The organism is Heyndrickxia sp. FSL W8-0423 (genome assembly GCF_038009395.1).
Lineage (GTDB): Bacteria > Bacillota > Bacilli > Bacillales > Bacillaceae_C > Heyndrickxia > Heyndrickxia sporothermodurans.
On record NZ_JBBPBE010000001.1, the window covers coordinates 2,076,193 to 2,100,762 of the forward strand.

General features: G+C 36.1%; 22 protein-coding genes, 1 tRNA gene, 2 pseudogenes and 1 riboswitch. Of the genes and pseudogenes, 20 read left to right on the forward strand and 5 right to left on the reverse strand.

What is annotated here, in order from left to right; translation table 11 throughout:
• Window positions 1–20: 20 nt before the first annotated feature.
• From MKY81_RS10515 to MKY81_RS21120, 4 genes are all read left to right on the forward strand, one after another.
• Complete coding sequence (locus MKY81_RS10515; protein WP_108072244.1) at window positions 21–764, forward strand: GTP cyclohydrolase II; 744 nt, start codon at window positions 21–23, stop codon at window positions 762–764.
• Between the two features lie 133 nt (window positions 765–897).
• Window positions 898–971 (forward strand) — tRNA-Gly (locus tag MKY81_RS10520).
• 92 nt (window positions 972–1,063) lie between these two features.
• Window positions 1,064–2,206 (forward strand): tRNA epoxyqueuosine(34) reductase QueG, encoded by a 1,143-nt coding sequence (gene queG / locus MKY81_RS10525; RefSeq protein WP_108072246.1) that lies wholly within the window; start codon window positions 1,064–1,066, stop codon window positions 2,204–2,206.
• Between the two features lie 201 nt (window positions 2,207–2,407).
• A complete protein-coding gene (locus MKY81_RS21120; protein WP_376065625.1) occupies window positions 2,408–2,488 on the forward strand; it encodes a putative holin-like toxin in 81 nt (26 codons plus the stop codon).
• Window positions 2,489–2,737: 249 nt separating this feature from the next.
• Here MKY81_RS21120 and hepT read toward each other — a convergent pair whose 3' ends face one another.
• Together hepT and mntA are read right to left on the reverse strand one after the other, a co-directional pair.
• Window positions 2,738–3,142: a type VII toxin-antitoxin system HepT family RNase toxin gene (gene hepT / locus MKY81_RS10530; RefSeq protein WP_066232696.1), complete on the reverse strand. Its 405-nt coding sequence runs from the start codon at window positions 3,140–3,142 to the stop codon at window positions 2,738–2,740.
• Window positions 3,132–3,635, reverse strand: a complete 504-nt coding sequence (mntA, locus tag MKY81_RS10535) for a type VII toxin-antitoxin system MntA family adenylyltransferase antitoxin (protein ID WP_376065604.1) — start codon at window positions 3,633–3,635, stop codon at window positions 3,132–3,134. Before mntA ends, hepT begins: the two co-directional genes overlap by 11 nt.
• Before the next feature lie 80 nt (window positions 3,636–3,715).
• On the opposite strand from mntA, the gene MKY81_RS10540 reads away from it, so the two are divergent.
• The 16 genes and pseudogenes from MKY81_RS10540 (at window position 3,716) to MKY81_RS10615 (ending at window position 21,796) form a co-directional block, all read left to right on the forward strand.
• Window positions 3,716–4,591 (forward strand): amidase domain-containing protein, encoded by an 876-nt coding sequence (locus tag MKY81_RS10540; RefSeq protein ID WP_181294662.1) that lies wholly within the window; start codon window positions 3,716–3,718, stop codon window positions 4,589–4,591.
• A 57-nt stretch (window positions 4,592–4,648) separates the two neighbouring features.
• Window positions 4,649–5,122: a tRNA (uridine(34)/cytosine(34)/5-carboxymethylaminomethyluridine(34)-2'-O)-methyltransferase TrmL gene (gene trmL / locus MKY81_RS10545; RefSeq protein ID WP_108072250.1), complete on the forward strand. Its 474-nt coding sequence runs from the start codon at window positions 4,649–4,651 to the stop codon at window positions 5,120–5,122.
• A 358-nt stretch (window positions 5,123–5,480) separates the two neighbouring features.
• Window positions 5,481–7,376 carry a PrkA family serine protein kinase gene (locus MKY81_RS10550; RefSeq protein WP_108072251.1) on the forward strand — a complete coding sequence of 632 codons (1,896 nt, stop codon included), beginning with the start codon at window positions 5,481–5,483 and terminating at the stop codon, window positions 7,374–7,376.
• A gap of 230 nt (window positions 7,377–7,606) precedes the next feature.
• Entirely contained in the window at window positions 7,607–7,891 is a 285-nt protein-coding gene (locus MKY81_RS10555; RefSeq protein WP_181294664.1) for a DUF3221 domain-containing protein, read from the forward strand.
• A 748-nt stretch (window positions 7,892–8,639) separates the two neighbouring features.
• Entirely contained in the window at window positions 8,640–9,806 is a 1,167-nt protein-coding gene (yhbH, locus tag MKY81_RS10560; protein WP_341117731.1) for a sporulation protein YhbH, read from the forward strand.
• A 537-nt stretch (window positions 9,807–10,343) separates the two neighbouring features.
• On the forward strand, window positions 10,344–11,480 hold the full coding sequence (locus tag MKY81_RS10565) for a glycerate kinase (RefSeq protein ID WP_341117732.1): 1,137 nt from the start codon (window positions 10,344–10,346) through the stop codon (window positions 11,478–11,480).
• Window positions 11,481–11,536: 56 nt separating this feature from the next.
• A riboswitch (FMN riboswitch) is annotated at window positions 11,537–11,684 on the forward strand.
• Window positions 11,685–11,901: 217 nt separating this feature from the next.
• A complete protein-coding gene (gene ribD / locus MKY81_RS10570) occupies window positions 11,902–12,984 on the forward strand; it encodes a bifunctional diaminohydroxyphosphoribosylaminopyrimidine deaminase/5-amino-6-(5-phosphoribosylamino)uracil reductase RibD (protein WP_066235243.1) in 1,083 nt (360 codons plus the stop codon).
• A 15-nt stretch (window positions 12,985–12,999) separates the two neighbouring features.
• A complete protein-coding gene (ribE, locus tag MKY81_RS10575) occupies window positions 13,000–13,659 on the forward strand; it encodes a riboflavin synthase (protein WP_066235248.1) in 660 nt (219 codons plus the stop codon).
• 12 nt (window positions 13,660–13,671) lie between these two features.
• A pseudogene (gene ribB / locus MKY81_RS10580) lies at window positions 13,672–14,280 on the forward strand (3,4-dihydroxy-2-butanone-4-phosphate synthase); the annotation flags it as partial.
• A gap of 34 nt (window positions 14,281–14,314) precedes the next feature.
• Window positions 14,315–14,782 carry a 6,7-dimethyl-8-ribityllumazine synthase gene (ribH, locus tag MKY81_RS10585; protein ID WP_108071967.1) on the forward strand — a complete coding sequence of 156 codons (468 nt, stop codon included), beginning with the start codon at window positions 14,315–14,317 and terminating at the stop codon, window positions 14,780–14,782.
• Between the two features lie 168 nt (window positions 14,783–14,950).
• Window positions 14,951–15,739 carry a hypothetical protein gene (locus MKY81_RS10590; protein WP_108071965.1) on the forward strand — a complete coding sequence of 263 codons (789 nt, stop codon included), beginning with the start codon at window positions 14,951–14,953 and terminating at the stop codon, window positions 15,737–15,739.
• A 6-nt stretch (window positions 15,740–15,745) separates the two neighbouring features.
• Window positions 15,746–16,204 carry a hypothetical protein gene (locus tag MKY81_RS10595; protein WP_341117737.1) on the forward strand — a complete coding sequence of 153 codons (459 nt, stop codon included), beginning with the start codon at window positions 15,746–15,748 and terminating at the stop codon, window positions 16,202–16,204.
• 584 nt (window positions 16,205–16,788) lie between these two features.
• On the forward strand, window positions 16,789–18,609 hold the full coding sequence (locus tag MKY81_RS10600) for a PAS domain S-box protein (protein WP_341117739.1): 1,821 nt from the start codon (window positions 16,789–16,791) through the stop codon (window positions 18,607–18,609).
• A 144-nt stretch (window positions 18,610–18,753) separates the two neighbouring features.
• The gene (locus MKY81_RS10605; protein WP_108071959.1) at window positions 18,754–19,647 is read left to right on the forward strand and encodes a polysaccharide deacetylase family protein; all 894 of its coding nucleotides are present in this window, start codon (window positions 18,754–18,756) and stop codon (window positions 19,645–19,647) included.
• A gap of 90 nt (window positions 19,648–19,737) precedes the next feature.
• Window positions 19,738–20,148, forward strand: a pseudogene (locus tag MKY81_RS10610) (response regulator transcription factor); the annotation flags it as partial.
• A gap of 421 nt (window positions 20,149–20,569) precedes the next feature.
• The gene (locus MKY81_RS10615) at window positions 20,570–21,796 is read left to right on the forward strand and encodes an IS110 family transposase (protein WP_108073350.1); all 1,227 of its coding nucleotides are present in this window, start codon (window positions 20,570–20,572) and stop codon (window positions 21,794–21,796) included.
• A 115-nt stretch (window positions 21,797–21,911) separates the two neighbouring features.
• Here MKY81_RS10615 and MKY81_RS10620 read toward each other — a convergent pair whose 3' ends face one another.
• The 3 genes from MKY81_RS10620 to MKY81_RS10630 form a co-directional block, all read right to left on the reverse strand.
• On the reverse strand, window positions 21,912–22,772 hold the full coding sequence (locus MKY81_RS10620; RefSeq protein WP_341117740.1) for a GNAT family N-acetyltransferase: 861 nt from the start codon (window positions 22,770–22,772) through the stop codon (window positions 21,912–21,914).
• Window positions 22,773–22,893: 121 nt separating this feature from the next.
• On the reverse strand, window positions 22,894–23,775 hold the full coding sequence (locus MKY81_RS10625) for a class II fructose-bisphosphate aldolase (RefSeq protein WP_341117741.1): 882 nt from the start codon (window positions 23,773–23,775) through the stop codon (window positions 22,894–22,896).
• A gap of 21 nt (window positions 23,776–23,796) precedes the next feature.
• Window positions 23,797–24,564 (reverse strand): SDR family NAD(P)-dependent oxidoreductase, encoded by a 768-nt coding sequence (locus MKY81_RS10630; RefSeq protein WP_341117742.1) that lies wholly within the window; start codon window positions 24,562–24,564, stop codon window positions 23,797–23,799.
• Window positions 24,565–24,570: the final 6 nt, after the last annotated feature.

Consider the following 24,570-nt stretch of genomic DNA (forward strand, 5'->3'; position numbering starts at 1 on the left):
ATGTAAAAGAGGAGAACACAATGATTTCAACAGATGTAAAGCATCTTCTTATAGATAAAATGACGATGATCTCAGAACCAGACAAAAAAGATATTTGCCTAGTAGGCCCTATTAATTTGCCAGTGAAACTAGATGATCAAATTTTTCACTTTCATTGGTATACATGGATAACATTGAATAATAATGAGACGAAAGAAGAAATTCTAGATTCATTAACAACATATGATTTTGCTTCCTTACAGCAATCATCTGTACTTGTATATGGAAATATGAAAGAAGCGGACAATCCTTTCGTAAGAATGCACAGCATTTGCCATACCGGCGACATTTTTGGCAGTCAGCGTTGCGATTGCGGCTATCAATTAAGACAATCAATGAAAATGATCGTTGAAAATAAAAGCGGGGCTCTTTTTTACCTTGCCAATCATGAAGGACGAGGAATTGGATTATTTTCAAAATCATTAGCCTATCTTCTACAGCAAGAAGGATTTGATACAGTCGAAGCCAATCTTGCTCTAGGGTTTAGTGATGACAGCCGATCCTATGAAGAAGCCATTCGAGTGCTACAAACATTACGTTCAAAGCCTGTCACACTCATTACAAACAATCCGAAAAAACTGGCTGCATTAAAGAAATCGGGCTTACTAGCGGATCATCATATCCCGTTATGGGGAGGAAAATCTGACTATAATCAATTTTATTTAGAAACAAAAGTGAATAAATCAGGCCATATTGCTGAATCAATTGTATCAGTAAACAACTAACAAGAAGATTGGATATTGGTATTCGCCAATATCCAATCAAAAAAGTTAAAAATAATACTTGCAAAATGTTGTAGAACTTTGTATAATAAAAAAGTCGAGTTAAGGACAAAAGATATTTTGAAATAATAAATATGCGGGTGTAGTTTAGTGGTAAAACTACAGCCTTCCAAGCTGTTGTCGTGGGTTCGATTCCCATCACCCGCTCCATACATAACTTTATCAATAACGCAGTGTTTCGTTTCCATGAAGAACGGGGTATTGCGTTTTTTTATGTACATATAAAGAAAGGAGGGATCAAGATGAATGTAAAACAATTAAAAGATGAAATTATTTCTTACAGTAAAGAAATTGGAATAGACAAAATTGGTTTTACAACGGCGGATCCATTTACCGAAATGAAAAATCGCTTAATCCGTCAGCAAGAACTTGGGTATCAATCAGGGTTTGAGGAAAAAGATATTGAAAAACGTGTAGATCCCTCCCTCATTTTCGAACAACCAAAATCAATTATTGCGATCGCACTCGCTTATCCTTCAAGAATGAACGATGCACCTAAAGGGAAGAAAGGCGAACGGCGGGGGATATTTTGTCGTGCTTCCTGGGGTGTCGATTATCATACGATCTTGAGAGATAAATTAAGACAACTAGAACAATTTATTGCAGAAAAAGTCCCGGAAGCTAGATTCAAATCAATGGTCGATACAGGCGAATTAGTCGATCGGGCTGTGGCTGAACGAGCTGGTATTGGGTGGAGCGGAAAAAATTGTTCTATTATTACACCAGAATTCGGATCATATGTGTATTTAGGAGAAATGATCACAAATCTTCCGTTTGAACCTGATGAACCAATTGAGGATCAATGTGGTTCATGTACTAAATGTCTTGATGCATGCCCGACGGGAGCTTTAGTACAGGGAGGACAATTAAATGCCCAACGCTGCATTGCCTTTTTAACGCAAACGAAAGGGTTCCTAGAAGATGAGTTTCGCGTGGAATTAGGAAATCGTCTTTATGGCTGTGATACTTGCCAAACAAGTTGCCCGAAAAATAAAGGAATGAATTTTCATTTTCATGAGGAAATGGAGCCCAATCCCGAAATTGCAAAGCCGAAACTCACTCCATTATTGACTATTAGTAACCGCGAATTTAAGGAAGATTTTGGTCCAGTATCAGGATCATGGAGAGGGAAGAAGCCAATTCAACGAAATGCAATTATTGCTCTAGCACATTTTAAAGAAGAATCAGCAGTTCCGGATTTAATTAAAGTGCTGACAGATGATCCAAGACCCGTTTTACGTGGTACCGCAGCTTGGGCACTTGGGAAAATTGGCGGAACAGATGCGAAAGAATCACTGCACAAAGCCGAAAAGACCGAGAGAGATCCAGAAGTATTAAAGGAAATAGAAAAGGGAATATCCCTATGTAGTATGAAGGCAAAGTGAAGACACTTTGTCTATTTTTTTTAAGTAAGAAGTTTTTTAGGTTTAATGTTCCTAATAAACATTTGCTTGTCAGCTAAGAGAGCTTCCGCTTTTCTTTTAGCCCATTTTCGAAAATGATAGGCACAAAAATGTTATAATAGAATAAGCAATAGGGCTTTCATGGGTGGTAACTCACTCCCTTCTTTGAAAGGGGGTGATAGCATGACAGTTTATGAGACGTTAGTCTTGATGGTTTCTTTTGCAACTTTAATTGTAGCCATACTGTCACAACAAAAAAAGTAACCGCCCATAGAACGCCTAGCAAGCACATGGGTTGGTTACTTTTTTCTGACCTAATAGTGTGAGTTGCCCTTGAAGGGCTATTGCTAAGACCAGAGGTGTTGGCGCACCTTTGGTCTTTTTAATTTCTACATTTTCAACTCCATTATACCCTTTTTCTCAGAAATTGAAAACACGGAGCAGTCATTTATATTGTTTAAAAATGCACTAAAGCATATTATTTGTGCGTGTATATGATATTGAAACTAAAATTTAGTATAAAAGAATTGTCTTAGTGAATTGCATGAAATCAACTAAGTGATTGTCTATAATTTTTTGAAGAATCACTAAACTGATCTCCTGATAGTCATGGACAGCGATATTTCTAAATCCAATCATTGCCTTCATTTTCTGGGATAAAGAGGAAGGGATGACACCTTCAGTTTCTAAAAAAGTAAAAGCATCTCGACTGTTTTGTGGCAATCCAAGCTTTTTCTCGGCTACGATATGCATGGCTAAATCGATGCTGGCTTCGCACGCTCTCTGAAGGTTTAAAATGATGGAATCTTGTTTTGTAAAATTCTCTAGATTTTCCGGGTTGTTTTGATACTCTTCATGAATTCGTTTCAAACAACGCTCAATAATACTTACTTTATTTAATATCACATCATTTTTCATAAATGGATCCACTCCCTTCGATATTAAGTAATATTTCTGAACGCTCTTCATTCAACTTCGCATACATTTTTAACGTTTTCATCTCAAATTGAGCTTTTTCAGTCTCATTATTACAATAAATGACTTTTCCTGTTTGAATAATTTGAGCTTGAAATACGGTACTTGCCTGGCTTAAGTCAATTAAATCTACTTCACGTTCTAATTTTTCAGCTAGTTCCTGCGCCATCATAAACAAATCATATGTATCCAATTTTTTTTCACTTAAAAAGGCTATGTCGATGTCACTTCCGTTATGAACTGTTCCTTTGACTGTTGATCCAAATAAATAAATGAGAGAGGATGAAAGTTTTTCCTTTAAAAAGCTTACAATTGTCTTTTCCATATTTACATTCAAAATGAAAACCTCCAATTGTTTATTGGTTTCATTATAACAAAAATTTGATTGATTATTTACATGGTAAAAACCTGATGATTTTTTTGTTAGAATAAACAATCCTGTAGTTTAAAAATCCCCCTCAGATTTGTATTGAAAAATATCTTTCTACATATGTATGAATACGAGGAGGGATGACGGTGAAAGATCAGATAAAAGCCTATATCGAATCACTTGTAGAAGCATATGTAAAGGAGAACGATGTCCGCGGAAATGAAAAAGTGACCAAAAAAATCGCTTCGGCTGCGAAAAGAAATGCTGAAATTGTTAAGGTGAAGGCGATTACTAACATTACAGATAAACAGCAAGATGACAACCATACTTATATTAATTATGACGTCCATATGCAATATTTAATTAAGCAAAAAGAAAAAATGTATGTCGAGGAACAACTCGAGCACCATATTGCATCGTTTTATAAAAATAAACTATACGATACAAGAGAAATTGAGTATGAGGATATTATTTTAAATCTGGAAAAAACGGATGCTGATTTTTCAACTGTACGGGAAGACGTACGCATTTCCTACAGCTATGATCGGTTAAAGGCCGTTCAATATGCGGAACGTTGGTGGAATAGTTATAACCCAGCTTATAAAAAATTTGATGTCGATTGCACAAATTTTATTTCTCAATGCTTACACACTGGCGGGGCACCAATGCGTGGTTATCCAAACAAAAGTAAGGGCTGGTGGATGAGGGGAAATAGCTGGAGCTATAGTTGGAGTATCGCCAACTCGTTGAGGTTATATTTGTCTACATCAAAATCGGGCTTGCAGGCCCGTGAAGTAAGTTCACCAGATGAACTACAATTAGGTGATGTCATCTGTTATGATTTCCAAGGGGACGGACGATTTGATCATAACACGATTGTGACCGGAAAAGATGCTTATGGAATGCCTCTCGTTAACGCCCATACGTATAACAGTCGGATGCGTTATTGGGCGTATGAAGATTCCTCTGCATACACACCAAATATTAAATATAAATTTTTTACGATTATTGACAATGCTTAATCATTTTCACCTTATGATATAATGGTAAGGCTAAAGTTTAATAATGAGGTGACAAAAGTGGCAATACATGTTGTTTTATATCAACCAGAAATTCCGGCCAACACTGGAAATATTGCACGAACATGTGCAGCAACAGACACGAAATTACATTTAATTAAACCTCTTGGTTTTTCTACAGATGATAAAATGTTAAAAAGAGCAGGACTCGATTACTGGCATCATGTGAATATAACCTATTACGATTCCATTGATGAATTTTTTGCAAAAAATGAAAATGGAGAGTTTTATTATATTGAAACATTTGGTGAAAAACCTCATTCTGCGTTTGATTATAGTGATGTAAATAAAGATTATTACTTTATGTTCGGAAAAGAAACAACGGGATTGCCGAAAGATTTATTAATTAATAATAAGGATCACTTCTTACGAATCCCAATGAATGATAATGTGCGATCATTAAACCTTTCAAATACAGCAGCTATTTTAGTATATGAAGCGTTGAGACAGCAGGGATTTCCGAATCTTAAATAGTTTTGCAAATAAAAAAATCTTCCAAGTGGAAGATTTTTTTATTATTTGCTTGTACCTGGCTTATCATCATATCCCGCTGTAAAGATAGCGGCTAAAAATGCAATAGCAACAGCTATAATCACCCATGTTCCCATAGTTATGTAAGCCTCCTTCAAAATTAATACAATTCTTTTGTTATTATAGCCTATTTCAAATATAAAGTGAATGATTCCTCTAAGTTTTTCTAGACAATCCGATGATAACTTAAAAATTATTCCATAATATGGTGCTAACTTCTTGTCTTTTCTACTCATGTTCTTTTGATAACGAGCATAAAGTATATTAATCGTCTCTCAACAAGTGACAAGGGGAGGTACTTATGGATATTTTAAAAAGACTAGAACATTATCGAGAAGAAGAGGAAAAATTGCAGTGGGAAGGTACATTTGGAGAATATTTAGAATTACTGAAAGAAAAGCCATGGGTAGCACAGTCTGCACATTCTCGTGTTTACAATATGATTAAAGATGCTGGTGTTGAAGAAGAAAATGGTAGGAAGAAGTATCGATTTTTCAGCAATCAATTATTTGGCTTAGAGGAAGCATTAGAAAAATTAGTCGAGGAATATTTCCATCCTTCAGCAAAACGCTTAGATGTCCGTAAGCGTGTTTTATTATTAATGGGTCCTGTAAGCGGGGGAAAATCCACATTAGTAACGATGCTAAAAAGGGGTCTGGAGGCATATACACGAACAGAGAATGGTGCAGTTTACGCAATTAAAGGGTGTCCAATGCATGAAGATCCTCTCCACCTCATCCCTAATCATTTACGGGAAGAATTCTACGAGGAATATGGAATACGAATCGAAGGAAATCTTTCGCCATTAAACATGCTGCGCCTGGAAGAGGAATATGGCGGTCGAATCGAAGATGTCATGATTCAACGAATTTTATTTTCTGAAGATCGAAGGGTTGGTATTGGTACATTTAGCCCATCTGATCCAAAGTCCCAAGACATCGCTGATTTAACAGGAAGCATTGATTTTTCCACCATTGCCGAATATGGATCCGAATCCGATCCAAGGGCTTATCGCTTTGATGGGGAATTAAATAAAGCGAACCGTGGGTTAATGGAGTTCCAAGAGATGCTAAAATGTGATGAAAAGTTTCTTTGGCATTTACTTTCATTAACACAGGAAGGGAATTTTAAAGCGGGCAGGTTTGCCTTAATTTCGGCTGATGAACTTATTGTTGCCCATACAAATGAAACGGAATATCGTTCATTTATTTCAAACAAGAAAAATGAAGCCCTTCATTCACGAATCATCGTCATGCCTGTTCCATACAATTTAAAAGTTACACAAGAAGAAAAGATTTATGAAAAGATGATTAATGAAAGTGATGTGGCCAATGTCCATATTGCCCCGCATACATTAAAAATTGCGGCGATGTTTTCGATTCTGACAAGACTAAAGGAACCAAAGCGCGGAGATATCGACCTCATTAAAAAAATGCGATTATATGATGGTGAAAGTGTGGAAGGATTTAATTCTGCAGATATCGATGAATTAAAAAAGGAATATCAGGAAGAAGGAATGAGTGGAATCGATCCGAGATATGTCATTAACCGAATTTCATCCACCATTATCCGTAAAGAAGTTTCTTCAATTAATGCGCTAGATGTACTTCGTTCTTTAAAGGAAGGCTTAGATCAGCATCCGTCCATCACGACCGAATTAAAAGAAAAATATTTAAACTTTATTTCTTTAGCACGAAAAGAATACGACGAAATTGCCAAAAAAGAAGTTCAAAAAGCATTCGTCTATTCCTATGAAGAATCTGCAAAAACATTAATGGATAACTATCTTGATAATGTCGAAGCGTATTGTAATAAGGCAAAGCTGTATGATCCATTAACCGGAGAAGAAATCAATCCGGACGAAAAGCTAATGAGATCAATTGAAGAACAAATAGGTATTTCCGAAAATGCCAAAAAAGCATTCAGAGAAGAAATTCTTATCCGTATTTCCGCCTATGCAAGAAAAGGAAAACGATTTGATTATAATTCCCATGATCGCCTCCGTGAAGCGATTCAAAAGAAACTTTTCGCCGATTTAAAAGATGTTGTAAAAATCACAACCTCATCGAAAACACCGGATGAACAGCAACTGAAAAAGATTAACGAAGTAGTCGCGCGTTTAATTGATGAGCATGGCTACAACTCAACTTCCGCAAATGAGCTGTTAAGATATGTAGGAAGCTTGTTAAATCGATAATTAGGGATCAGCTTATGGGCTGGTTCTTTTTTTATATATCAAATATCTACAATCCTCCTTATTTTATTATATATAATATTTTTATATGGAAGAAAAATAAGCTTTTTTGCCATCTAAAACATTATGTATAGAAACAGGGGGGAGAAAAACTGAAATATTTTCTTATTATCGCACTAGTTATTTTTCCACTAATTGGATGAGATAATCAAAATTCAGTAGATGACTCACCATTGTTATCAGAGTTTCAAAAGCCTAGTGAACAAAGAACTTTAAAAGGAATTATTTATAAAGGAGAGGAGGGAATATGGTTAATTGAAGGGGAATCAAATATTAACATAGATGGTTTTAATCTTAAGCAACTAAGAGAGGAATATTTAAACGTAATAAAGCTAAATATAATAAATAAGGATGAAATCAATTCAGGAGATAAAGTAAAAGTATGGTACGACTATATACGTGAGTCTTATCCTCCTAAAACTAATGTTTTAAAATATGATAAGTTAATAAACAAATAAATGTAAGCTTTCCTTACTCATGAAATGAACTTGGAAATAAAGATTCATTTTTTTGTCAGCAATATTAAAGGAAATTCCCCAAATTCATTTTTTGTTGTTATTAACTTGGAATAATTATGTTATAATGAGGAATATATAATAAAGACGAGATGCTGTGAGAACATCTCGCCTAGTAACCAATCCAAAGTGGTCGGTTGCTCCTAAATTTTAATATTTCTTTTTAGAAGACCTCCCGATTCTTTTGGACGAAGTGCGGGTGGTTTTCTTTTTGCGTTCATTAGTGGATATTATGCTGAATATTATAACAATTGTCTGAGTGACAAGTGTCTTAACTGCTTCCACTAGTACGGCAATTAGAATATCCATATCGGTCACCTCCCTTCTCTTGAAGATAAAAGAGAAAGGGTTAGGGCAACCTCCCACCCGGCTAGTTACATAACATAATTTTAACATGAAATTTGGTGAAAGTTATTTGATTTTCTGAAAAGTTACTATAATATAATCATCGTTTATGAGGGGCTAGATTCAATAGCTTCTTTTTTTAGTAAAAATAATTAATCATAGCTCGTCCAACCTAAATAGACAATTACCTTATTATAATAATTTTTTGTAAATAATCTTAACTTTTTGCATAGGATAAAGTAATCCATAATTTTTTTATGCATTCCTTAAATACACAGCCAAAATATTGTATGCAAATAAGGGAAATATGGTGAAAGTTTTCTAAAAAATGTAGGAGGGGAATATTATGACTGATTCAGAGCACAAGCAGTTTGTTATCTCAAGTGAAGATTGGTCCCTCCACCGTAAAGGACATGATGATCAAAAACGACATCAAGAAAAGGTACAGGAAGCGATTCGTAATAATTTGCCTGACCTTATAACAGAAGAAAGCATCATCATGTCAGATGGCCGTGATGTGGTCAAAATTCCGATTCGATCATTGGATGAATACAAAATACGCTATAATTATGATAAGAATAAGCATGTCGGTCAGGGGGACGGCGAAAGTCAGGTGGGTGATGTTGTCGCACGCGATGGCGCTCCACAAAAAGGACCAGGAAAAGGTGATGGAGCGGGCGATCAGCCGGGAGAAGATTATTATGAAGCAGAAGTATCGTTAATGGAGCTTGAAGAGGCATTATTTAAACAATTAGAATTACCGAATTTACAACGAAAAGAGCAAGATTTAAATACGGTTGAAGATATCGAATTTAATGATATCCGCAAAACCGGATTAATGGGCAATATTGATAAAAAAAGAACGATGATGACAGCATTCAAACGAAATGCGATCAGTGGAAAACCAAGTTTTCATCCAATCGTCCAAGAAGATTTAAAATTTAGAACGTGGAATGAAATTCAAAAGCCCGAATCTAAGGCTGTCGTTCTCGCAATGATGGACACGAGTGGTTCCATGGGCGTCTGGGAAAAATATATGACCCGCAGCTTCTTTTTCTGGATGACCCGCTTCTTACGGACAAAATATGAAACAGTCGATATCGAATTCATCGCCCACCATACGGAAGCAAAAGTTGTTTCAGAAGAAGACTTCTTTTCCAAAGGTGAAAGTGGTGGAACGATCTGCTCCTCAGCTTACCGAAAAGCAATCAGTTTAATCGATGAAAAATACGAACCATCTCGCTACAATATTTATCCATTCCACTTCTCAGACGGAGATAATCTTACCTCCGACAATCCGCGCTGTGTCAAACTAGTCGAAGAGCTAATGAAAGTATCAAATATGTTTGGATACGGGGAAGTCAACCAATACAATCGCCATTCTACGCTTATGTCTGCTTATAAAAATATCAAAAACGAAAAATTCAGGTATTTTATTTTAAAGCAAAAAGCAGACGTCTTTCATGCGATGAAGAGCTTTTTTAAACAGGAAGAAGAAAAGGTGTTTAGTTAAAAAAATGTAAAGCCCTTCTCAGTGAGAGGGCTTATTTTTATTGTAGGAATCATAACATTAACAATATTTTATGAAAAATGTACCTCATGCAATGTTCATAAGGTAAATGATTAACAAAATAAAAGGAAGAAGTGCTTCATAAAGCGAATATGAGGTACATGATTAACAAAATAAAAGGAAGAAGTACCTCATGAAGCGAATATGAGGCACATGAATAACAAAGTTAAAAGAAGAAGTACCTCATGAAGCGAATATGAGGCACATGATTAACAAAATAAAAAGAAGAAGTACTTCATAAAGCATTTATGAGGTACATGATCAACAAAATTAAAAGAAGAAGTGCCTCAAGGAGCATTCAAGAAGAACATAATTAACAGAATAAACGGAATGATGTACCTCATAGATAAAAGAGGAACCATTTATATGTTGTTACATAGAAAAAATCACCCCTATATTCAAATTGCTGTAAACTAAATTTATTCACACCAAATCATTGTAGGGAAGAATATAATAAAAAATAAAATCGGAGTGACCAAATTGAAAATTATCATTGCACCTGATTCATTTAAAGAGAGTTTATCCGCTTTAGAAGCGGCAAATGCGATTGAAGAAGGATTTTCTGCTGTTATACCGGATGCTGAATATATTAAACTTCCAATGGCAGATGGGGGAGAAGGAACGGTTCAATCGCTCGTTGATGCGACAAATGGAAAAATCATAGAGAAGGTTGTTACTGGTCCGCTTGGGTTACCTGTTCAAGGATTTTTCGGTCTTCTAGGCAATGGAAAAACCGCCGTAATCGAAATGTCAGCAGCTTCAGGTATTCACCACGTTCCTTTAGACAAACGCAATCCACTACTAACAACAACCTATGGAACGGGTGAACTTATTGTAGAAGCACTTAATTTCGGTGCCAAAGAAATTATCATGGGTCTTGGCGGGAGTGCAACAAATGATGGAGGCGCAGGGATGGCTCAAGCACTTGGAGCAAAACTTCTCAATAATCAAAAGGAACAAATTAGCTTTGGCGGCGCCGCCCTCTCAGATTTAAAAACAATTGATATTTCGCAAGTGGATTCAAGATTATCAAATGTCCAATTTATTGTAGCGTGTGATGTGGATAACCCGTTAACAGGAGAAAACGGTGCATCTGCTATTTTTGGACCACAAAAAGGTGCAACACAAGAGATGGTCAATCGTTTAGACAAAAGCTTACTGCATTTTGCAAATATCATAAAAAAAGAGCTCCATAAAAACGTTGATAGAGTTCCGGGTGCAGGTGCGGCGGGTGGAATGGGAGCTGGCATGTTAGCCTTTTTCAATGCCGAATTAAAACGGGGAATCGATATTATCACTCAAACATTGAAACTAGAAACCCATCTCGAAGGGGCGGAACTCGTCATTACTGGCGAAGGGAAAATAGATGGACAAACCATCTTTGGCAAGACACCAATCGGGGTTGCAAAACTAGCAAAAAAGAAGGGAATTCCAGTAATCGGAATCGCGGGATATATTGAAGACAAAAATGGGAGAGTAAGAGAAGAAGGAATCGACGCCTTATTTTCAATTGTCCCAGGTGCTACATCACTCGAAGATGCCATGACAAATGCTTATGAATATCTGAAAAATTGTTCTGAAAATATCGCTAGAGTCATCGACATGTTCAAAAAATAAAAATTCTTCTATTTGCTTATTTATTTTTTTTCTGTATAATTGTCACTAAAATAAATACTATCCTTCGGGGCAGGGTGAAATTCCCTACCGGCGGTGATGAAGCTGCAATGCTTCTTAGTCCGTGACCCGGTTAACAATTGTTAAACGGTGGATCTGGTGAAACTCCGGAGCCGACAGTTAAAGTCTGGATGGGAGAAGGAAAAAATAAAAAGTATTGGTAAGATGGCTATCTCTACCTTTCTTTCTTATTGTGTAAAAAAATGGTTTGATGAAATATCATACCTTTTTTAACTATACATAAATTTGGAAAGGAAAAGTCTATTCTTCACCTTTATTTCCTATACCCAAAAACACGTAACCCCTGAAGAAGTTCATTCTTTAGGGGTTTTTTATTTTCTATTTTAAGTAAGGAGCTTATAAAATGAATGACCAATACTACATGCAACTAGCCATCGATATTGCAAAAAGTACGAAAGGTCAAACCACTCCTAATCCAGCCGTCGGGGCAGTGATTGTAAAAAACAACCAAGTAGTTGGGATCGGTGCACATGTCAAAGCAGGGGATTCACATGCTGAAGTACATGCCATTCAAATGGCCAAAGGGAGAACGAAAGACGCAACGATGTATGTCACCCTTGAACCTTGCAGCCATTTTGGAAAAACCCCTCCATGTTCAAAGCTATTGATTGAATCGGGGATAAAAAGAGTAGTGATTGCAACAAAAGATCCAAATCCGAAAGTGGCCGGAGAAGGAATCGAGACGATGAAAGCAGCTGGAATAAATGTAGAGGTCGGTTTACTCGAAAAAGAAGCCACCCAACTGAATCAAGTATTCTTTCATTTCATCCGAACGGGTTTGCCTTTTGTCACTTTGAAATCGGCAACAAGTCTAGATGGGAAAACAGCAACAAAAACTGGGAGGAGTAAATGGATTACAAGTCAGGAGGCAAGAGAGGATGTCCATTATTTCCGGCATATTCATGATGCGATTCTAGTAGGGGTCAATACGATTATTAAAGATAATCCAAGTTTAACAACAAGATTAAACGGTGGCGGGAAAAATCCTGTAAGAATTATCCTTGATACCCATCTTCGAACCCCTATCGATGCAAAAGTAATGGAGCAACAGGATGAGGAAACATGGATTGTTACAAGCATGCATGTGGACGAGAAAAGAAAAGTTACTTATCAAAACAAAGGTGTTCAAATCATTAACATGCAAACACCAACGATAGAAATAAAGCCTATGCTAAAACTTTTAGCAGAAAAAGGGATATGCTCTATTTTTGTCGAGGGTGGAGCAGAAGTACATGGCAGCTTTTTAAAGGAAAGGGCATTTCAACAAATGATAACTTATATTGCACCAAAACTAATTGGAGGAAAAACTGCCCCTACTTCGTTTGGTGGAGAAGGAATCAAAGAAATAGAGGATGCCATGAATGTTGATATTACCGACGTTAAAATGATTGGAAAAGATATTCGAATTACAGCAACTCCCATGTAAAGGTGGTGAATGAAGATGTTTACCGGAATTATCGAAGAAATTGGTCGTGTGAAAAATATCAAACAATCGGCTCAATCAATCGAATTAACAATTCATGCTAACAAAATAATGAAGGATATGCACAATGGAGACAGTATTTCCGTTAATGGAGTATGTTTGACGGTTACCTCATTTTCCAACGATGAGTTTCATTTAGATGTCATGCCTGAAACAATAAAATCTACTAGTTTAATAGAACTAAAAAATGGATCAAAAGTAAATCTTGAACGAGCAATGTCTTCGCAAGGTAGATTTGGCGGCCATTTCGTTTCAGGGCATGTGGAAGGAGTTGGAACGATAAAGAACATAAAAAACGTTTCCAATGCCCGATATTATGAAATCAAAGCAGATGCCGAGATCATCAAATACACGATTTTAAAAGGATCCGTTGCAATTGACGGAACTAGTTTGACGGTTTTTGAAGTGAGCGATTCTACTTTTACAATTTCATTAATCCCTCATACGCTATCTGAAACGATTCTAAGTGAGAAAGGAGTAGGAGACCTAGTAAATATCGAATGCGATATGCTTGGAAAATATATTGAGCATTTCGTTCATTCTCGATTTTCGGATACGCAAGAAGAAAATAAAACAGCAATAACCTATGACATGTTACAAAAAAATGGCTTTGCATAAGGAGTGATGGATATGTTTGATTCAATAGAAGAAGCAATACATGAATTAAAGGCAGGAAATGTAATCATCGTTTGTGATGATGAAAATCGAGAAAACGAAGGTGATTTTATCGCTTTAGCTGACAAAGCCACACCTGCTGTCATTAATTTCATGATTACATACGGAAAAGGTCTCGTCTGTGTTCCGTTAGAAGAAAAAATTGCAAAAAGTCTACGATTAAATCCAATGACTGAAGAAAATACCGATCCATTTGGAACAGCTTTTACGATTAGTATTGACCATATTTCAACCACGACAGGTATATCAGCAATGGAACGCTCAATGACGATTCAGTCGTTAGTGAATGGAAAAGCGATGCCATCTGATTTCAAACGACCAGGTCACGTATTCCCACTAATCGCAAAAGACGGCGGTGTATTAAAAAGAGCAGGACATACTGAAGCCGCAGTAGACTTAGCGAAACTAGCCGGGGCGTCGCCTGCAGGAGTCATCTGTGAAGTGATTAAAGAAGATGGAACGATGGCAAGAGTCAATGATTTGCGTATGATAGCGGATCAATTTCAGCTGAAAATGATTACGATTCAAGACTTAATCAATTATCGGAAAGAAATCGAAAGAGTAGGAAGTATTATCTAATTATAGGGAGGCTTTTAAAATGGGAACAATTTTTGAAGGAAATTTAGTAGGATCAGGATTGAAAATTGGAATTGTCGTAGGTAGATTTAATGAATTTATTACGAATAAGCTGCTAAGCGGTTCAATTGACGCACTTAAACGACATGGTGTAAATGAAGACGATGTGGATGTTGCGTGGGTTCCGGGTGCATTTGAAATCCCATTAGTTGCACAGAAATTAGCGAAAACGGACAAGTATGACGCGGTAATCACATTAGGAACGGTTATTAGGGGATCTACACCACATTTTGATTATGTATGTAATGAAGCGGCAAAAGGAGTAGCAGCTATTTCATTAAATACAGGAATTCCAGTCATTTTCGGGATATTAACAACTGATTCCATTGAGCAAGCAATTGAAAGAGCAGGTACAAAAGCAGGAAATAAAGGCTGGGATGCTGCAGTATCCGCGATTGAAATGGCGAATTTAGTTAAAATTGTAGAATAGGTGATTGTAATGATGAAAACTTCCTAAGTATAACTTGGGGAGTTTTTTCATCTGCTATAGTTCTAGAGTTAAAAAAGTTAGGGTGGCGGTAAATTTTACACAGGTAATAAACAAACTAATATGTGGAAAACTATGATGAAATAAATATTTTTTATAAAGGTGGATTTAGTGAACAACTATACGAATGACAACACCGCCAGAAGATATAAAGCCCATGTTAGTATTTTAGGGACAACTCAACTGCATTTAAGAAATCCTTATATTATTGCTTGGTGGTCAGCAGCATTCCCTGGATTCGGGCATTTGCTTTTATCTAAATATCTTAGAGGGTATGCATTATTTATTTGGGAAGTTATCGTCAATATTAACGCGCATGTTAATGCTTCAATGATTTATTCCTTTCAGGGGAATATCAGTATGGCAAAAGAGGTATTAGACACAAGGTGGCTTCTTATGTATATTCCCGTTTATCTTTTTGCTATTTGGGACAGTTATCGGATAACAGTAGATATGAACAGAGTTTATGTGTTAGCCGAGCGAGAGGAACATCGTTATAATTCTTATTCGATAGGTGCATTAGAGATTAACTATCTGGATAAGCGAAATCCAGTTGTTGCTGTGATGTGGTCTTTGTTTATCCCTGGTTTAGGACAGCTCTATATTCATAGAATTTTAACTGCTTTCTTTGTCATTATATGGTTAGTTATTTTTTATTATTGTTCGCATATTCAAGAAGCTGTTGTGTTTTTGTTTTTAGGTAAAGTAAAAGAAGCAACCGCGGTGTTAAATCCTGAATGGCTCCTTTTTATTCCTTCACACTATGGGTTTGCTATTTATGATTCTTATATGAATACAGTTGAGAATAATAAACTTTTTGATAAAGACTTAAGAAATCATTTAACCGAGAATTATCAATCGAAGGGTTTCCAAATACTAAAAGGACAAAAAGTGAAGTGAATCATTTTGCAGGTATTTTCCACATTTGAAACAACTGGATTTTTAGAAATGGCCATTTCAACCTTAGAAAAGAAAGGGATCCAAAAAGAAAACATATTTGCTGTTTCACTGGATAATCGGGCAGAAGATCGTAAAATTTTTGATACGTTGCATCGCTCAGATGGAACATCACTTATCGATATAGGGATGGGGCTTGCCACAGCTTTATCAGTTATTGGAGCAAGTATAGGATTTAAATTAGCATGGGGTCCAATATATTGGGGCCTGATAGGTGCATTTGTTGGGTTTGTAATCGGCTTTGCTATTCGGCTTTTTATCGAATTGGTTGTAAAGAAAAATAAAAGAGTTTTAAAAGGCAAACATTCTGAAATAATTTTAATTGTTGATTGTGAAGAAACACAAGCGGAATTTATTGAGGATGTACTTTGGAGTCATTTTGCAATTGGTGTAGCAAAAATAAAATGATGAATCAATTTGGTTGAACTTATATAAAACAAAAGATTGTGAAGTACCATTAGTCGAAAGATCATGCTAAATTAGCAAATAAAAATAATTAGGCTATTAAATAAGATCAACGAAACCAACTGTACTAATTAGAATAGAACAGTTGGTTTTTTTAGCAAGTAAAATACCGATAATTGTTCAACACATCTTTATGCCCCCCTTACCTAAGTCGTATTGTGAAGAGTACCCATAATATATGAAACGTTAAACCAAGGAGATATCTAGGAATTCATGATATTATTTCAATATAGGAGAAAAGTTCAGCAATGCAAAAAGAAATAAAGAGCAGGTACTATTTTATGATAATATTGGTTACAAGTAAGAAAAGCGGAAACGCCTTGATCAGCCCCCCCTCGATCTGGAAATTGCACGATACTTTGTAAGACTGTTGACATGAAAATTTATACTTTTCTTTTAAAAAAGATTATTTAAGATAAGAATCCTCAAAGCATGTAAGCCAAGGTGGGGCAGTTCCTATCTTGGCTTTTATTTATACATAAAAAAGGAAAGGAACTGGTAGAGAGATGAACAGTCCCGTAGAAGTAATGAAAAGTAAAAAGAGGAATGTATTAGAGAAATATGTAAATGATTTCAGAAAGGAAAAATTATTTACATCAAACGTTGACGCTATTTTAATATTAGATTTAAGCGGTCTTTCTGTGGAAATGAATTCATCTTTCGAACGATTAACAGGTTATACAAATGAAGAGTTAAAAAAAATAACCTTTCAATCTCTTATTCAAATGGAAGATTTGGATAATTATTTGAATTACTTCTATAAATCAGTACTTGGGCAATATCATCATTTTGATTGTAAAATAAAAAATAAATTCGGTGAGATTACAGATTTAAATGTTATGAATATCCCCATAGCCGTTGAAGGACAAATTGTTGGAATACAAATGATTGCAAAAGACATCACACATTTAAATAAAAAAAAGGAAGAGATCAGAAAGATTGAAGATTTCCATAGAGTAATGTCAGAAAATGTGATGGATATCATGTTAACGACCAATATAATGGGAAACATTTTTTACATATCCCCTTCTTGTCAAACTATACTCGGATATCAATCTGATGAATTAGTGGGAAAACATCTTTCGATTTTGATACATAAGGATGATAAGGAAAAAGCTTTTTGCGATCGCGAAAAATTAATAACAAACCTTGAGTGCAATAGGGGAACTTATCGTTTTCTAAGAAAGGATGGCAGTTATGCCTGGGTAGAGTCAATTTGTAAACCAGTCATGGACCGTGATACACAAAACATTTCGGAAGTAGTGAGTGTCATTCGGGATATTACTGAGCATGTGAAGGCTGAAGAAGAGCTATGCACTTGGAGAAAGGCATATCGGGATATAGTCGAAAAATCCCCGGATGCAATAGTAATGGCGAAAAATGATAAAATTCTTTTTATTAACGAAATGGGAATAAATTTATTAAAAGCTAACCATGCAAAGGATGTAATTCAAAAATCAATACTGGATTTTATTCCTACAGGCTATCATACGAAAGCAAAAGAAAGAATGATGTTGATTTCTAAAGGGGAAACAACGAATTTTTCGGAGTACGAAATTATCCGAATGGATGGATCGACTTTTACAGCCGAAATAAAAAGTATTCCGACATTCTTTCAAAATGAACCGGCAATCCATGTGATCATTCGAGATATTACCGAACGTAAAAAAACTCAAGAACTTTTACACAACTCGGAAAAGCTAACGATTGCCGGACAGCTTGCTGCTGGGATTGCACACGAAGTTCGTAACCCATTGACGGCTATAAAAGGATTTCTCCAACTAATGGAAGCACAAATAAATAACAAAACTTATTTCAGCATCATACAGTCAGAAATGGACAGAATCGAACTTATTCTTAGTGAACTGTTGATTCTTGCAAAACCTCAAGATTTAAAATTTGAACGAGAAAATTTAAATTCTTTAATTGAGGAGGTCAAAACGTTAATTGACACACAGGCAATAATTAATAATGTCCAAATCTATATTGTTAATGAATATCAAGATCTAGTAGTGAGATGTGATAGAAATCAGCTAAAACAAGTGTTCATTAATTTCTTGAAAAACGCAATTGAAGCTATGCCAGAAGGCGGACTTGTTACGATTGAAATGAAAAAACTAGGTGAGAATAAGTTGAAGATATTCTTTAAAGATACAGGTATTGGTATTCCACAGTCTATTTTTAAACGAATAGGTGAACCATTCTTTACAACTAAAGAAAATGGAACAGGATTGGGGATCATGATTTCAAAGCAAATCATTGAAAACCATAATGGTACCGTTCATTTTTGGAGTGATAAGAAGGGAACGATGATTGAAGTGATATTACCTATAGATAATAAACAATAAGAGAATAAGAGCCTTGTTAGAACGGAGAGCTCACCTACGGAAGTTTTTTTATCCGCATAAAATTGTAACTTCTTTGTCACCCTTTGTAGGAAATATGTCTTATACTTAAATTATATTAATCATTTTAGGTGGTAGGGCGGACAAATGAAAATGCGGAGGCTTAATAGAAGAGGAAAAATTACATTATTTAGTTTAATTGTAATCATTGCCTCTATTACGGTAGGGTTTCAATTTCATAAAAAACAACTTACAGAACAAACGGCTGTTGTTGCAGCGATGGCGAAAGAAAACGTCAATAAAACGAAAAAAAGCCATGAAGAAAAAAATACTGGAACATCAAAGGATAAAAAAAGCGTAGAAAAACATCAAACTTCTGAAAAAAAAGAAAAAACATCGTCCAAAATATATAAAAAGCCTTCTATTCCAATTGTAAAACCTTCCGAGGAAAAAGTAATTTACTTAACATTTGATGACGGTCCTTCTAATAGAATAGAAGATTTAATGAATACATTGGAAAAATATAAGGCAGATGCTACATTCTTTTGGTTAGAGCCTAATATAAAAAGATTTTCAAAAGAGGCAAAGGATGCGGTAAAACGGGGATTTTCCATTGGACTTCATGGAGTCACCCATGATGCGAAGAAAATTTATGCATCAAGTCATTCAGTTGTAAATGAAATGGATACAGCCAATCATACACTCAAAGAAATAACTGGTAAGTCTACTAGACTAATAAGAACTCCATATGGGAGCTATCCATATATGACGCCAAAATATAAAGCGGCGGTAGATAACGCAGGATTTATATTGTGGGACTGGAATGTGGATAGTATGGACTGGAAATTTAAGAATGGTCGTTATATAAACGAGGTTATTCAACAAGTCGAAAATTTAGAAAGCAAAAACATAACCCCAGTCATTTTACTCCATGATCGGGCAGAAACGATTAACAGTCTTCCAAAACTATTAAATTATTTTAAAAAGAATGGATATACATTTAAAAAAATTAAGCAAAACATTATACCAATTCAGTTTTAAAACAATCATTGTACAATGCCTCCATGTTTGTGGGGGTTTTCTTATTATTTTATAATAACAATAGAATGAATTGAAAAGGAGGTTTATTGGATGTCCTCGATTCTTTTGTTAGAAGATGAAATGTCGATTAGAAGTTTTATTAGTTTAAATTTAAAAAAGGCAAATTTAACCGTATATGAAGCAGAAACTGGAGAAGAAGCGTTAGAAATATTTCATGCACATCCCGATATCGATATCGCACTTCTAGATGTCATGCTTCCCGGGATCGATGGGTTTGAGGTGTGCAAAGAAATTCGAAAAAAGAATCAACGAATTGGAATCATTATGCTAACAGCGAAAGCACAGGAAGATGATAAAGTAATAGGTCTTGATACCGGTGCAGATGATTATATAACGAAGCCATTCAGTATGAAAGAATTAGAGGCGAGAATCAGTTCTTTACTTAGAAGAATAAAAGCAATAGAAACTGTACCTAAACAAAATGTCATCTCCATTCCTCCTCGTATAATAAGTTTTAGAAATTGCTTTTATTGTTCTTTGATAACTAAATAATTAAGATATTGCTATCTATGATGGAGGCAATGCTGCTCTCTCTTTATATTCATAAATAGCACAACCCGAATTGCTTGGATACTGGGGGATATCCCTGGATAATAGACATTGGAATGGATCCAACTGGGAATATGCTGTTTCCTCCTGTAGTTCGACTACGATTAAAGACTGTGACCCAGACAATGGTTGTACTGCAAACACACAAGCTGTATCGGTGTATTTCTATACCAATGTTAGTGGACATTGGGGCAGCTTTTAGAGACGCACCTTTTGAATACTCATACGCGAGGCTGTTGCCAGACCATTGTTTCTAGGGATATCCCGCAGTATCCAAGCTTATTCCATAATCAAATGAAAGGAGGTCCTTTCCGTGAATTTATTTGTAGGTATTGATGTAAGCTCTAAAAAACTTGATGTGTGTTTTCTGGACAGCGAAGACACACGTTTAAAAGAAACGACTTTTCCAAACGATATTCATGGAGCGAACCAGATTAAAGAAAATATCTTAGCTTATCATGGACAATCCCATTACGAAAAAATCATTGTCGGCATGGAATCCACCTCTGTGTATAGCTTTCACCCTGCGCATCTTTTAGATAACGATGCCGACTTAAAACGGATTGGGGTGGAAGTGGTGGTTCAAAATCCAAAGGCGATCCATCGGTTTAAAGGCTTATTTGAAGAAGATAAAACCGATAAAATTGATGCATTTCGGATTGCCGACTTTCTTCGGTTTGGGCGCTATAATAAAACCATCATCAAGGAAGAAAAGTATGTTGCCCTTCAGCGTTTAACGCGTTCTCGTTATCAGGTCATTCATCAATTGACCGAGTGTAAGCAGCATTTCCTTGAAAATCTCTATTACAAGTGCAATACATTGACCAATGAAGTAGATACTTCTGTTTTTGGTTCGACCATGATGGAGTTGTTCGCTGAATCCTTTTCGCTGGATGAGATCGCTCAGATGGAGCTGGAAGAGCTGGCTGAGTTCCTTCAAGAGAGAGGAAAAGGTCGCTTTCGTCAGCCAGAAAAAGTTGCGAAATCCATCCAAAAGGCGATTCGTGACTCCTACCGTTTAGGCAAGGTCGTACAGGACTCCGTTGATGTCGTATTGGCCACCTATGCCAAACTCATTCAAACACTTAAAAACCAGGTCAAAGAGTTAGAAAAAGGGATTGAGTCCCTATTTCACATTATTCCAGAAGGACAGTGCTTGAAAAGCGTGCCGGGTATTGGTCCGGTTTATGCGGCAGGGATTATCGCCGAAATCGGTCAAATTGATCGATTTGAAACACAAGCGCAAATAGCTAAATATGCCGGTCTCTTCTGGAAAAAATCGCAATCAGGCGACTATGAATCGGAACGAACACCACGAGTCATGTCGGGAAATCAGTATCTTCGTTATTACTTAGTTGAAGCTGCCAACTCGGTCCAACGAAATGAACCCGCCTATCGTGAATTTTACTTAAAGAAGTATAAAGAAGTTCCGAAATTTCAACACAAAAGAGCCCTTGTCATGACTGCAAGAAAATTAGTGCGTTTGGTGGATGTGCTACTACGCAATCACCAACTCTACACGCCAAAAAGGAGCGTGTAACTCAAAAGCAAATAGCTGCTTTTGAATCCTTTCAGCAAACCCGAACAAGCGTTCTTGTGATGGTGCGGGTTTAGTTCAGTGCGCCTTTTTTTCCTTTGAAAGTCCAAAATCAACTTTATTTTTTATGGATTTTCTCTTGACTTATTACCACAAGTCTTGATGGAATAATAACCGCCTGACATGCCTTTTCATAAAACTCAATCGGTCCCGCGCCACCAATAATGGCATACTCATAACCAATGTCCTTCATATCTCTTAAGCAATGATGTAAAAGTGCATGTCCGACACCACTGATTCGATTCGCAGTAGAAACTCCCATTGGTCCAAAATATCCTTTTTTCTTCTGATACGTGTCAAAGCAAGCAAAGCCAATTATTTCATTTTCCTTATTAAATGCTAGATAAATAGATGGATTTTCAGCTTCAAATCCCGTTTTTACCGTATGAGACCATTCCTCTGAAAAATGCTGTTTAACAAAAGCGACTAATGATTGCTCATCACTCTGAATTACTTTTCGAATCGAATAAGTTGGTAAAGTAGGAAATGTGTATGTCCCAAGATGAGTAATCATATCTCTTGCTGTTGTTCCAAGCTGTAAAATGGTTTGTTTGTCTTCCTTAGTTAAATAGTGATCCAATACTTTCGTTGCAACCAACGCTTTTAATAAATGGCCGACATTTAAATAGATTTGCTTATATCTTCGCATATACGCTTCTGCTATTTCCATCACTTGCATAACTTCCGCTGATACAGGCTTGTTAAAATACGGACTTTTTTTCGGTTTAGATGGAGACACTTCAATATGCGAGATGTGAAGGTTACATCTCAATCGAATTTCTCCAAGTATACCTGACCTTTCTTGTAAGCAAGCGATCCATATATGTTCAGGAGATACTACCTTATCAGCAGCTTCTCTCTCCGTGTTTTCTATTATTCTTTGAACGCGGTAAGTCACTTTTACATTTGGATAAGTCAATTGTCTCTCTCCTTTTCATTAGAAAAAGCGTTATCCTCTCTTTATCATTCTTTTTTCTTGTAAAAAATCCTTCTTGATATGAAAAAGACCCTGATGGAGATAATCAGAGTCTTCCTTTTTATTATCTATTCGTAAACACTCTTAACGCTTCTTTTACATTTTCCTTAATTCCAGCTTCAGCTACCAGTGCGATATCATGGAAAAAGACAGTTTCATTTTTTTCTTTCATATCTTGCACAAAGTCTACGACACTTTTTCCACCAGCCATCGTCATATATGTGAAATAATTAATTTTGGTTATTCCATTATTGATGGCCTCTTTAAATTCTGCCTCAGATAATCCTGATCCACCATGCATGACAAAAGGAATATCAATCTTATTTTTTACTTCTGTAATTCTATTTAAATCTAGCTCAGGCTTTGTTAAATAGACACCATGTGTCGTTCCAAACGCGATCGCTAAAGCATCTACTTGTGTTCTTTCGACAAACTCCTTAGCCAAATCCGGGTTCGTATATGCATCATCTAAACTATTAAAGTCTTCTGCACCTAGTGGTCCCCGACCTTCTCCACCACCAATGGACGATGTGAAAATATGACCTAATTCAGCTTCAACAGAAACTCCTAATGAATGAGCAATTTTCACAATTTCCTTCGTTTCATTCACATTTTCCTCGAAGCTTTTAGCAGAAGCATCATACATGACTGAAGTAAAGCCGAGATGCATGGCTTTCACACAGGCATCGAAGGAAGAGCCATGATCCAAATGAACACAAACAGGAACCTTTGCCTGTTTCGCTAATTGAACCATAATCGGTCCCATAACGTCTAGAGAAATTAAATCATTATGTACTTCTGCATGGGCAATAATGACAGGTACATTTAATTCTTCTGCTGCTGCAATAACGGCACGTGCCGTTTCTAGATTAGGAGTATTAAATGAACCAACCGCATATTTTTTTTCTTTTGCATCTGCTAATAATTCTTTAAGTGTTACTAACATTGAGTCCATCTCCATTCCATTTTATCTCATTAACATTCCACCGGTTACATCTATCGTAGCTCCAGTAATATAATCTGTTTTATTAGAGGCAAGGAAAGCTACCGTATAGGCAACTTCCTCTGGTGTGGAAATACGCTGCAATGGTATTCGCTCGTGATACGATTTCTTAATCATTTCTTCACTCATATTGGCAGTAATCATCGGTGTTTCCATAATTCCCGGTGCTACAGCATTCACATTGATGCCATGCTTAGCTACCTCCCGAGCTAAAGAAACCGTAAATGTAACGAGTCCTCCCTTTGAAGCAGCATAGTGGGCATGACCAGAGGTTGAACCATGAAAAGCTGCCTGTGACACGATATTAATAATTTTTCCTTTTCGTTCTTGATCAATTAAATGATTGATCATTTTTTTGCACAAAATGAAAGGGGATTGTAAATTAATTTTCATAGTGTTCTCAAATTCACTTACAGACATATCTTTCACATATGCTTTTGGCCAAATGCCGGCATTGTTCACTAAAATATCAATCTTTTGATAATGTTTACAAGCTGTATCAAAAAGATTGTCCAAATCACTTTCTTCAGACATATCCCCTTTAACAGCCATTGATTTCCCTTCATATGTTTCATTTAAATGCTCTACGAAACGGAGCACGCTTTCTTCGTTCGAACGATAATGTACAACGACGTTCGTTCCTTCTTGAGCAAGAATTTCACAAATCGCTTTCCCTAGACCAGATCCTCCACCAGTTACTAACGCTGTTTTTCCTTTTAAACCAAAATCCATAGCTGC